The sequence below is a fragment of the Idiomarina zobellii genome, from assembly GCF_900100855.1.
GTDB lineage: Bacteria > Pseudomonadota > Gammaproteobacteria > Enterobacterales > Alteromonadaceae > Idiomarina > Idiomarina zobellii.
On record NZ_FNCB01000001.1, the window covers coordinates 92,985 to 104,077 of the forward strand.

The 11,093-nt window shown below is 47.7% G+C and carries 14 protein-coding genes; 9 read left to right on the forward strand and 5 right to left on the reverse strand.

The genetic code is table 11. From position 1 onward, the window contains the following. Positions 1–139 precede the first annotated feature (139 nt). Positions 140–1,591 (forward strand): beta-barrel assembly-enhancing protease, encoded by a 1,452-nt coding sequence (bepA, locus tag BLT32_RS00415; RefSeq protein ID WP_053952336.1) that lies wholly within the window; start codon positions 140–142, stop codon positions 1,589–1,591. Between the two features lie 2 nt (positions 1,592–1,593). Here bepA and BLT32_RS00420 read toward each other — a convergent pair whose 3' ends face one another. Next, on the reverse strand, positions 1,594–2,040 hold the full coding sequence (locus BLT32_RS00420) for a TlpA disulfide reductase family protein (protein WP_053952337.1): 447 nt from the start codon (positions 2,038–2,040) through the stop codon (positions 1,594–1,596). Positions 2,041–2,098: 58 nt separating this feature from the next. Here BLT32_RS00420 and arsC point away from each other — a divergent pair, with 58 nt between their 5' ends. The 3 genes from arsC to BLT32_RS00435 are packed head-to-tail and all read left to right on the forward strand — an operon-like array spanning position 2,099 to position 3,402. Beyond that, positions 2,099–2,446, forward strand: coding sequence for an arsenate reductase (glutaredoxin) (gene arsC, locus BLT32_RS00425; protein ID WP_053952338.1), 348 nt, complete (start codon positions 2,099–2,101; stop codon positions 2,444–2,446). Further along, entirely contained in the window at positions 2,446–3,003 is a 558-nt protein-coding gene (gene wrbA, locus BLT32_RS00430) for an NAD(P)H:quinone oxidoreductase (RefSeq protein WP_053952339.1), read from the forward strand. Before arsC ends, wrbA begins: the two co-directional genes overlap by 1 nt. 9 nt (positions 3,004–3,012) lie before the next feature. After that, positions 3,013–3,402, forward strand: coding sequence for a DUF2069 domain-containing protein (locus tag BLT32_RS00435; protein WP_053952340.1), 390 nt, complete (start codon positions 3,013–3,015; stop codon positions 3,400–3,402). Here the strand turns inward: BLT32_RS00435 and hda are convergent. Together hda and BLT32_RS00445 are read right to left on the reverse strand one after the other, a co-directional pair. Continuing rightward, positions 3,399–4,112 carry a DnaA regulatory inactivator Hda gene (gene hda / locus BLT32_RS00440; protein ID WP_053952341.1) on the reverse strand — a complete coding sequence of 238 codons (714 nt, stop codon included), beginning with the start codon at positions 4,110–4,112 and terminating at the stop codon, positions 3,399–3,401. The genes BLT32_RS00435 and hda overlap by 4 nt on opposite strands. Beyond that, on the reverse strand, positions 4,112–5,197 hold the full coding sequence (locus tag BLT32_RS00445; protein ID WP_053952342.1) for a DUF2066 domain-containing protein: 1,086 nt from the start codon (positions 5,195–5,197) through the stop codon (positions 4,112–4,114). The genes hda and BLT32_RS00445 overlap by 1 nt, the downstream gene beginning before the upstream one ends. 152 nt (positions 5,198–5,349) lie before the next feature. Here BLT32_RS00445 and BLT32_RS00450 point away from each other — a divergent pair, with 152 nt between their 5' ends. Next, positions 5,350–6,648, forward strand: a complete 1,299-nt coding sequence (locus BLT32_RS00450; protein ID WP_053952343.1) for an MFS transporter — start codon at positions 5,350–5,352, stop codon at positions 6,646–6,648. A gap of 7 nt (positions 6,649–6,655) precedes the next feature. Here the strand turns inward: BLT32_RS00450 and pgm are convergent, their stop codons facing one another. Beyond that, positions 6,656–8,296, reverse strand: a complete 1,641-nt coding sequence (gene pgm, locus BLT32_RS00455) for a phosphoglucomutase (alpha-D-glucose-1,6-bisphosphate-dependent) (RefSeq protein WP_053952344.1) — start codon at positions 8,294–8,296, stop codon at positions 6,656–6,658. Then, positions 8,296–8,784, reverse strand: coding sequence for an N-carbamoyl-L-amino acid amidohydrolase (locus BLT32_RS00460; protein WP_053952345.1), 489 nt, complete (start codon positions 8,782–8,784; stop codon positions 8,296–8,298). The genes pgm and BLT32_RS00460 overlap by 1 nt, the downstream gene beginning before the upstream one ends. Before the next feature lie 107 nt (positions 8,785–8,891). On the opposite strand from BLT32_RS00460, the gene BLT32_RS00465 reads away from it, so the two are divergent. From BLT32_RS00465 to fur, 4 genes are all read left to right on the forward strand, one after another. Next, a complete protein-coding gene (locus tag BLT32_RS00465; RefSeq protein ID WP_053952346.1) occupies positions 8,892–9,668 on the forward strand; it encodes an alpha/beta fold hydrolase in 777 nt (258 codons plus the stop codon). An 87-nt stretch (positions 9,669–9,755) separates the two neighbouring features. Then, complete coding sequence (locus BLT32_RS00470; protein WP_053952347.1) at positions 9,756–9,971, forward strand: DUF2788 domain-containing protein; 216 nt, start codon at positions 9,756–9,758, stop codon at positions 9,969–9,971. A gap of 94 nt (positions 9,972–10,065) precedes the next feature. Beyond that, a complete protein-coding gene (gene fldA / locus BLT32_RS00475; RefSeq protein WP_053952348.1) occupies positions 10,066–10,599 on the forward strand; it encodes a flavodoxin FldA in 534 nt (177 codons plus the stop codon). 47 nt (positions 10,600–10,646) lie between these two features. Further along, entirely contained in the window at positions 10,647–11,093 is a 447-nt protein-coding gene (gene fur / locus BLT32_RS00480) for a ferric iron uptake transcriptional regulator (protein WP_053952349.1), read from the forward strand.

Below are 11,093 nucleotides of genomic sequence, written 5' to 3' on the forward strand. Positions count from 1 at the left end.
CCGGAGATTCTTACAAGGATAATATCAGTCCTTGCAATCTTTCCGTAACCCCATAGAGTAAAAAGGAACTAAAGATGAAAAAATCACTCTTATCAGTGACAAAACCTGAGTATTTGTAACTTCACTAATTGAGTCGTCGATGTATAAAACGCTGCTAAAAACTTTGCTGCCCGCTGTTGTTGCTGTTACCACCTTTTTTACTGCATTTGCTTACAGCGCACAAGACAGTCGCAGACTTCCTGAAATAGGCACCACTGGCGCAGCATTTCTGAGCATTGAACGCGAGCAAGTAGTTGGCGACTTTTACATGCGTCAGGTGCGGGCGCAGGCTCCCATTATTTACGACCCAGTTCTTGATAACTACTTAAGTAATTTAGGACAACGCTTAGTTCGCCACAGCAGTGGCGTGAAATACCCCTTTAACTTTTTCTGGATACGCAATAACGAAATTAATGCCTTTGCGTTTATGGGTGGTTACGTAGGTGTGCATACCGGACTTATTCAGGAAGCCCGCACCGAGTCCGAGCTGGCCGCTGTACTCGGGCATGAAGTGGCTCACGTAACACAGCGCCATATTGTCCGCCGCATGCAAGAGCAACAACAGAATATGCCCATGACCATTGCCGGCGTTATTGGCTCAATTCTTTTAGGTATGGCTAACCCGGAAGCCGGTATGGCCGGTTTGTATACGACATTGGGGGCAACTGGACAGTCGCAAATTAACTACACGCGCCTGTATGAAAAAGAAGCTGACCGCATTGGTTTGTCTGTTCTGTTAGCCGCTGGCTTTGATCCCATGGGGGCTCCGGATTTTTTCGGTCGTTTAGCGGAAAAGTATCGTTATGTCAGTAAACCACCAGAAATGCTTATGACTCACCCGCTCCCCGAGTCACGTATTGCTGACACTCGAGCACGAGCGGAGTCGATGCGCCGTATCGATGTAAAACCCAGTCTTGAGTTTGCCTTAGCAAAAGCTCGTGTTGAAGCTCGCTACGCGGGTAATCCGTCAGTTTCCGATTTTCAGGATATGGCGAACAGCAGTAACCCAATTAACCAACGCGCTGGCACTTACGGGTTGGCAATAATCGCCCTGGATAGAGGTCATTACAACGCTGCCGAAGAGCATATAAAAAGCTTACTTAATAACGATCCCAACAACCCATTTTACATAGATGTTCAAACTGACATTTTGTTGGGGCAGGAAAACTACGAATACGTTATGGAGTGGCTGGAAAGTAAGTATATTCGTCAACCCACTGAGCCGGTCATTACCATTAACTTTGCCAATGCGGCACTTACATCCGGTAACGGTAAGCTCGCTGAAAAGCTATTGCGCGAGTTTTTGCTGCAAAACCCGAACCACCCGTTAGCACTCGACTTACTGACCCGCGTGTATGAGAAAAGTGGGAAGCGAGCCGCCATGTACGAAACTCGCGCCGAGGCATTGGCGTTACGTGGTAACTTTTCGCTGGCCATTAATCAGCTGCACACAGCGCATAACCACACGGACAATGATATTACCCGTAAGCGCATTAACGCTCGCATAGACCAACTGCGAGCGCTCGAAAACCAAGCCAGAAACATTATGTGATGTTACTCGGCGCCCACAGCGTTATTCAGGGAGTCCAACGTTTGCTCGCCCATGAGCGGTCCATCAACACTGCCATCCGGTCGGATCACATAGGTTGCCGGCAGCATATTGGGTCGCTCGAATGGAAATGCGGGTGCCGGCTGAGTCAGTGACAGCGGAAATTCAATACCGTGCTTTTTCTTCAATGCGGCTAAATCTTCATTCGACATAGGATCAAAGCTGACACCAATAAGCTCGACGTTTTCAGGCTTTTGGTGGTGAAACTCATTCAGTTCGGGTAACTCTCTTAAGCACGGAGCGCACCACTCGGCAAAATAGTTAACCACCACCGTTTGCCCCTGCATTGAAGACCAGTCGTAAGTGTTACCAGTATCGGTCGTGACATCGACTGACTCAGAGCAGCCCAACAGCATAAAAGAAGCAACGAAAGCAATGACTGCGAGTTTCATTCTTAACCCCGTTTAGTTAGTATTAGTGCATTACGAGAGACTACAAGGTACGACAAAAATGAGTGAAGTAACAATTTATCATAACCCACGTTGTTCAAAGTCAAGACAAACCCTTGAGCTTCTCAAAGAGAAGTCTATTGAACCAGAAGTTGTCGAGTACCTCAAAACTCCGCCAAACGCTGCTGAATTAAAAGACATTCTGAGCAAACTTGGACTTTCTGCAGACGAGCTTATGCGGAAAAAGGAGGCTATCTACAAAGAGTTGGGGCTTGCTGGTGTCAGTGACGAAAATGAACTGATTACCGCCATGGTCAATAACCCTAAGCTTATCGAACGCCCTATAGTCATTAAAGGCGATAAGGCGGCTATTGGGCGGCCTCCGGAGTCGGTACTGGATATTCTTTAATGGCGCAGGTTTTAATCCTTTATTACAGCCGCGGTGGTGCCACTCAACAGTTGGCCGACGCTATTGCTGAAGGTGTTGCGAGCGCTGGTGGCGAGGCCGTATTGAGAACCGTTAATACGGCCAGTGATGCTGCCAGCGAACGTGACCTCGATGTCAGCAACGATGACTTAGAGCAATGCGATGCTCTGATTCTTGGCAGCCCCACACGATTTGGACACATGGCATCCGGCTTACAGAAGTTCTGGGAAGGCACCTCATCTCAGTGGTTATCGGCGACCTTAGCTGATAAGCCCGGGGCTGTCTTTACCTCGTCCAGCTCGTTACATGGTGGCCAGGAGTCGACCTTACTAAGCCTGGCTCTGCCGTTGTTGCATCACGGTATGCTGCTGGTGGGTTTGCCCTACTCTGAGCCCGCCCTGCATAAAACCGAGTCTGGCGGGTCTCCTTATGGTGCAAGTCATGTCGACGGCTCAGGTAAACTCACCGAGCATGAACGCCAACTTGCGGTTGCTTTGGGTAAGCGCGTTGCCTCAGCCGCTCAAAAGTTAATGTCTTAGGATTTATTCATGCCAACATCTCCACAGTTTTATCGTGTCTTAACGCAGCTTTGCTATTGGCCATTGCTGGTTCTTGTCACCTTGTGGCATAGCCTACCGAGTTCGGAACCGGCGTCTTTGCCTACTTCGCTTTCTTTGCTGTTTTGGGTATTGCCGCTACTATTCCCGCTAACCGGGCTTGTGCGCGGTAAGCCATACACGCATGCCTGGGCGAACTTTATTCTTATGCTTTACTTTCTGCATGCTTTAACCACTTTATGGACACACCCGGATGAGCGCGTATGGGCTGCGTTAGAGTTGCTTTTTGCGGTTGGTGCTTTTATCGGAGCAACGGGTTTTGCCCGCTATAAAGGTCGCGAATTAGGATTGGGCTTAAAGAAATTGAAAGATCAGGACTAAACCGACAAGATCTTTTTAATAAAAGGTATGGTTAAACGGCGTTGATAGGTAATCGACGCCTTATCCAACTCGTTCAACGTATTCATCAACTCACGCATTGAGCGCCCCAAGCGCTGTATCATGAAAGCCGCAACATCATCAGGTAACTCCAGTCCCCGAAATTGCGCTCGTAAGGACAGTACCTGTGCTTTGTCTTCATCGGTTAATGGCTGTAACTGAAAAGCCGTCGCCCACTGAAAACGGGAGTGTAAATCGGGCAAACTGACGTTTGTTTTTACGGCAGACTGTTGCGCGGTCATAACTAAGCGGCTGTATTCGTTGTCAGTTACGCGATTAATCAGTGCAAACAGCTCGTAACACCAGCTTTCATTGTCAGTAACACTGTCGACGTCGTCCAGACAAATAATACTGGCTTGTTCTGCCCCTTGAAGCACGGCGTCGGGGTCAACCCCTGCGAGCTCCTTTAGCGGGAAATAGAAAACGCGGTTATTTTCAGAGGAAGATGCGACCAGACTATGCAGCAAATGGCTCTTGCCAACTCCCTCAGGTCCGGACAGCCAGGTCAGCTGTTCACTGGTTTCTAACGGTGCCTGCTTTTGAGGCAACGTATGCAACCATTTTAACGCCGTTTCATTACTGCCTTTGTGAAAGGTTTCAAAGGTCTCATCGTCAGGTAACTGAACGGCTAAAGGCAACTGCTGAGGAGGCATTAATTGCCCCCGCGCCATTCATAAGTCTGTACCTGATTCTCGCTCATGCTGACAAAAGGCCCCATGTCACGCACTTTTAAACGACCGTCGAGGTTTATCGACTGAATAACATGATCTAACGAGCCGTTAATCACAATATCGAACTCAGAAAGACTCTGAGAGTATTGTTTTAATGTCACGTCCTGCACTGACACAATACTTTTTAAGAACGACTCAAGCGCTAATACATGCTGAAGTTTGTTTAGCCCTTCAACCTTTATGGCCATGGTTTGGCTCACACTTTCGTCCGACGCTGTCATGCTGTAGATAGAAGACAGCTTAGCCATCAACTGTTGCATTAACGGCTCTGCCAACCAGTCTTTGCTTGTTGCAGAGACTTTACCGTACAAACGTCTGTCGCCCACTTCCACTGACCAGTCCAGAACCCATGGCTCTTCACTTTCCGCGTTGCGCATTATTTTTCCGACAAAAAGTCCATCGGAACCGTAACGCTTAGACGTTTCTTTAATAGGTTGCATGAAACGCGCCCATACATCGGTTGGCGAAATCGTAAAAGAGTCCGTTAAATCCATTAAAGGCATACGTATTGGCAAACTTAACTGGCGTGCGAAAAAACTGAGTTGCTGCTGAAAAACCGACTGTCCGGAACTGTCGAGTATGGTTCTGCGACCATCTTCGTTTTCCGTCACAATCCACATTAACAGCTCTGGTCGGCGGCTACCCCAATACGGCAATTGATGCTCTGCTAACAGTGAACGTATCTTGGTACCATCGAAAGTCGCTGTTAATGTGCGTTGCCCTTGATTGTCACTGTAACCGTACTGAATGAGATAGTTACTGACACTGCGTAACGCTCGCTCAACAGCCTTATGTTCAATAGATTCAGGTTGTCCGGTCACTTTCAAAATAACCCGCTCAAACGCTTCTCGAATGGCTTGTTGCCTATGAGAATTGCTTTGCGAGGCAACTTCCACTTCCGCTGAATACAGGTTATCAACCAGCTTTGCCTGAGCGCTGCCGTTATAGAGCATTGTCAGCAATGTAATTGACGCAATAAAAGCAAAGCGACTTAGCAACCGTGACATGACATCATCCTAATAAGACTTTGAGAGCATATTAAACAGCCAAAACCAGAACAGCAAGTAACAACTTGTGGATAAGCTTGTGGGAATCTCCCCTATGAAAAAAAGGCAACTGACGCTATGATTGCCATAAATTCAAAAACAGCGGTAAAGACATGCTAAAACAACAACTTCGGGGAATCAGCTCACTGCTTACCAGCATCAGTCTCATTGGTGTTGTAGTGGGTATGACCAGTACCCTGTTAAGTTTGCGCGCCACTATCGAAGACTTCGGTACGCTGGTTACCGGTTTTATCATGTCAGCCTATTTTATTGGCTATTTATTTGGCTCAACCCGCGCACCGAAAGACATTCGTCGTGTCGGCTATATTCGCTCGTTTGGTGGCCTCGCCGCTCTTGCCGCGTTCAGTATTTTAATGCAGGCAATATGGGTCGACCCGGTTGTCTGGTTTGTTATGCGCTTTATTACCGGCTTTGCCATTTCCGGTATTTTCGTCATTGTTGAAAGCTGGCTCAATACCATGGCCGACAACAAAAGCCGCGGCACCCTGCTGTCGGTTTACCTGGTGATTATCTACAGCGGACTCATTGCCGGCCAGCTGATACTAGGCGTCGCCGACCCTGCTGGCTTCGTTGCTTTCGCTATTGTTGCCCTGCTCATTAACCTGGCGCTTATACCCATTTTGGTCAGCGTTACGGTCGAGCCAACCACTCATGAAAACAAAAAAGTGCCGGTTTCACTGTTATTAAAAACGGTGCCGTTAGGGGTTGTGAATGCGTTCGTTATGCAGGCCTGCTACGCAATGTTTTACGGCATTGGACCCATGTATGCCTCTTACATTGGCCTAAGTGTCTTTCAAATTACCATCTTTATGGCAGCCTTCATTTTCGGCGGACTCATTTCCCAGGCGCCATTTGGACTTTTATCGGACAGAATTGATCGCCGTTTTGTTATTGCTATTTGTGCGGCCGGCGGCACGGGTGTTGCCGTATTGCTCTCACAACTGGGCGCATCCAACGCTATTTTAATTTACCTGGCGGTGGGTTTACTGGGTGCCTTTATATTGCCTCTGTATTCGCTAGGCATGGCGCACACCAATGACTATTTGGAAAAGGATCAGATGGTTGGTGCCACCGGCGCTATTATCAAAATAGGTGGTGCAGGCTCTATTATCGGGGCACCGGCCGTTGCCGCACTCATGCAGTTTGGCGCCATAAATTTCTTCTTCTTACTGTTGGCCAGTCTTACCGCGCTGGTGTGCTTGTATACGCTGTATCGAGTGACTCGTCGTGCAAAAGCAGAAGACCAGCTACACAGCAACTTCGCTATTTTGGCACCGTCACAAACCTCTGACGAGCTGTTAACATCAATGGCGGAAGAAGCGCCTGAAAGTCTTGAGGAAGAAGAGGAAGACGAGGATAGCGAAATAGAAAGTAACGCTATCCTCCGTTAGCAGAAGGTTATTTATCAGCCAGTAAGTCGTTGACCCACTCAGCGGCTTGCTGGAGTATCGCTTCTAAATGCTCTTCACCAACAAAACTTTCAGCGTATATTTTGTAAACAGGTTCTGTACCTGACGGGCGCGCCGCGAACCAACCGTTCTCAGTAGTCACTTTAATACCGCCAAACTGCGCGTCGTTCCCTTTCGCTTTGGTGGTAATGTCCGTGACTGCTTCATCGGCAAGCGTTGGCAACTTCACTTTATAAGCACGAATGCCTTTAAAGCGCTGATTCATTTCTATTGAGGATGCTGTATCGACCCGGCGATAAAACGACGTACCATGCTGCTCGCACAGTTCATCATAATATTGACTGGGGTTCTTGCCCGTTGTCGCCAGAATCTCAGCGGCCAGCAAAGCTAAAACAATACCGTCTTTGTCTGTCGTCCAGGTATCACCGTTACGGTCCAGCATGGTTGCACCAGCACTTTCCTCGCCCGCGAACGCAATGCTCTGGTCCGCTAAGCCTTCTGCGAACCATTTAAAACCAACCGGTACTTCCATCAGTTTTCGGTCATTGGCAGCGACAACTCGGTCTATCATCGCGCTGGATACAAGCGTTTTACCAATAGCGGCAGCGTCTGACCAGGAGCGGTTCTTACTCAAATAGTCGATAGCCACTGACAAATAATGGTTCGGATTCATTAAACCATGCGTTGGGGTCACAATACCGTGACGATCATAGTCCGGGTCATTACCCATGGCTAAGTCGTATTTGTCTTTCAGCTCCAGCAGCGACGCCATTGCATGAGGTGACGAGCAGTCCATGCGAATCTTTTCATCTTTATCGAGCGACATGAACGAGAACGTCGCGTCGACCACCGCATTTTTGACATCAATGTTTAACCCATAATGCTCAGCAATTTGTAACCAGTACTTTGCACCCGAGCCACCCATGGCATCAACGCCCAGCGTTAAGTTAGCTTTCGCAATAGCATCCATGTCCACGCAGTCGGTTAAATGCTCAATGTAGTCTTTGCGCCAATCTACAAACGTCAGCCCCGGGTGTTCAAGAACGTCTTCGCTTTCGCAGGTATTCACGCCAATAAGTCCTGACGACAACAACGCATTTGCGTACTTTTCAATGGTCTTAGTGGCGTCACCGCCCGCTGGGCCACCGTGTGGCGGGTTGTATTTAAAGCCGCCGTCCTGCGGTGGATTGTGCGACGGGGTAATAACCACACCATCGGCTTTGGCGCTATTATTCTTGTTCCATTGAATAACCGCTCGACTCAATACCGGTGTTGGCGTGTAGTCGTGCGCTGCCTGAACATGCACTTCCAGACCATTGCCTAAAAACACATCTAAAGCACTTAAATACGCCGACTCAGACAGTGCGTGAGTGTCTTTAGCCACCAAAATAGGACCGGTAATGCCCTGCTCCTCGCGGTACGCGCAAATCGCTTGTGCAATCGCCAAAATATGTGCTTCATTAAAGGAACGCTTTAACGAACTACCTCGGTGACCCGAAGTACCAAAACTGACTTTTTGTTCGGCTTTGCGTGGGTCTGGCTCATACACATAGTAGGCACTGGTCAACTGTGCAATGTTGGTTAAGTCACTAGCTTGCGCCAATTGCCCGGCGCGCGATGAATTTGCCATTATAAAAAATCCCTTATCTTTTCTGCATCAGCAGAGCTGTAGCCTAACGTCTTTGCAACCTGCGTCAGCATTGACTTTTTCTTGGTCGTATTGGTGTTGGTTATAACCCAGTACGGCGCATCAGGTATTTGTTTCGGATTGGTACTGTTACCGGTGCTCAGCAGCGCGTCTTCAGTGCGCGCAAAGTACTGACGGTCACGACCGCGTATGTCCAACACGTCAGCAAAACGGTCACTGTGACTTTTGTACAGCATGCTTAATATGTATAAAAAGCGGGCGACGACACTCTTTTGAATGCGCACGTCCTGCTCATTTAGGCGGTTAAAGACACTGTCTGCTTTCGTCTTTTCCGGCTTGGCAGGTGCCGGCTCTGTCGTTTTATCAACATCCAGCAAACGGCGCAGAATATCGGAAGCACTTTCTCCAATTTCGCGAGTGTGGCTAGCTATATAGGCGTACAAATCGTCGTCAATGTCTATCCGTTTCATTATTAATGACCGACCTCTAATAAACCATTATGTATGGCTTTGTCGCTTGCATCGGCACCACAAAGCCTTGAAAATAGACCGCAAAGTTTATCACTAAAGGCGACTCGATGGCAGACTCTAAACAATTGAATCATGAAACGCTTGGTAACTCTAAGAACCCGGCGGTTATCATCATTCACGGGCTTTTTGGCGACAAAGACAACCTCAAGCGACTGGCTCGCGAACTTGAGTCTGACTTTTTCTGTGTCTTGCCAGACGTCAGAAACCATGGCGACTCATTCCACAGCAATGATATGACCTATCCAAGCATGGCTGGTGACATTATTACGCTTGCCGACGACCTCAACTTAGATTCGTTTCATTTAGTTGGTCACTCGATGGGTGGCAAAATTGCTATGGAAGTTGCCATGAGTTCCCCTGAGCGTGTCTTGTCAGCGGTCTTTGCCGATATATCCCCCGCTGCTTATGAAGGCACCCATGACCGCATTATGGAGGCACTTTGTGCGCTTGACCTTTCTCAGGTTAAAAGCCGGGGTGACGCAGACAAGCAACTGGCCGATGCCATTGCTGAGAAAGGCGTACGTCAGTTTCTGCTGAAAAACTTAAAACGTACTGACGAGGGCTATCAGTGGCGCTTAAACCTAAACGCACTGAGAGAATGCTACAGCGAAATATCCGGCGCTGTGAGTGAAAACACCTACGACGGAAAAGTACTTTTTATTAAAGGCGGAAACTCGAATTATCTGACGGAGAAACACGAAGACGCCGTGAAAAAACGTTTTCCCAACGCATCGGTTAAGGTTATTGATGACACAGGTCATTGGCTGCATGCCGAAAAACCTCGTATATTTAACCGTTTGGTGCGCGACTTTCTAACGGCCTAAGGTCGCTACTTTAACGACTTTATGCTATTCTACGATGGCTCAAAACAAGTCCCGTATTAGCGACAAATGTCAGCAAGGAGTAGTTGTATGTTGGCTGAATATTATGAACAACTGGAAATTCTTGGTACCAATATAACGCTGGGAATTCTTTTCTTGCTGATTGGTCTGGCAATACGCGACGTTTTAAAACGCTCCTCAGTACCCAAGTTTGGCCAAATTATTGTTTGGCTGGTGTTATTCCTGGGTTGTTTTGGCTTCATTGCAAAAGGCATTATCCAAGTCCTGTGGGAGTCGGGTATTTAAAAAATTATTTACGTCACTGAATGGTTGCGTTCTATTTAATTACGAAATAATCCATTCAGTATTGTTGATTCGTATAAACAGGTGAAAATAATTTATGGCAACGGTTGGAATTTTCTTTGGTAGCGACACAGGCAACACAGAAGCCGTCGCTCAGATGATTCAAAAAGAGCTTGGAAAAAAGCTGGTCGATGTAAAAGACATCGCTAAGTCCAGCAAAGAAGACATTGCCAATTACGATTTACTGCTATTCGGTATCCCTACGTGGTACTACGGTGAAGCTCAGTGCGACTGGGACGACTTTTTCCCCGAGCTGGAGGAAATCGACTTTACCGATAAATTAATCGGCATTTTTGGCTGTGGCGACCAAGAAGACTACGCAGAGTACTTCCTTGACGCTATGGGCATGGTGCGTGACATTGTTGAAGCTAAAGGCGGCATTATTATTGGTCACTGGCCAACCGAAGGCTATAACTTTGAAGACTCTAAAGGCTTAGTCGACGACGACCACTTTGTCGGTCTGGGTATTGACGAAGACCGTCAGCCTGAACTGACTAAAGAGCGCGTCAAAAAGTGGTGCGAACAAGTCTACGAAGAAATGTGCCTGGCAGAACTGGCAAATGACAGTTAATACAGGGTATGCTGTTTAGTAAGTTTGACTGAGATTAAGAATAATTTATGGCGAGTAACGACGAACAGTTAAAAAAAGCAGGCTTAAAAGTCACGTCTCCACGCATGAAAATTCTGGAGATTCTGAAAAAGCCAGAGAACCAGCACATTAGCGCTGAGGACGTGTACAAGATACTGCTTGAGCAAAAAGACGAAATCGGCTTAGCCACGGTTTATCGTGTTCTGAACCAGTTTGACGATGCAGGCATTATTACTCGTCACCACTTTGAAGGTGGTCGCTCGGTATTCGAACTGAGCGCTAAAGAGCACCATGACCACTTAGTGTGCCTGACCTGCGGTCACGTTTTTGAGTTTGAAGACGACGTCATTGAAGAGCGCCAGGAAAAAGTGGCGAAGACTAATAAACTGACGTTGACCAACCATAGCTTGTATTTGTACGGTGAATGCCAGCGCGGTGAAAACTGTGAGTACAAACTGGCAATAGAGGCAGAATAG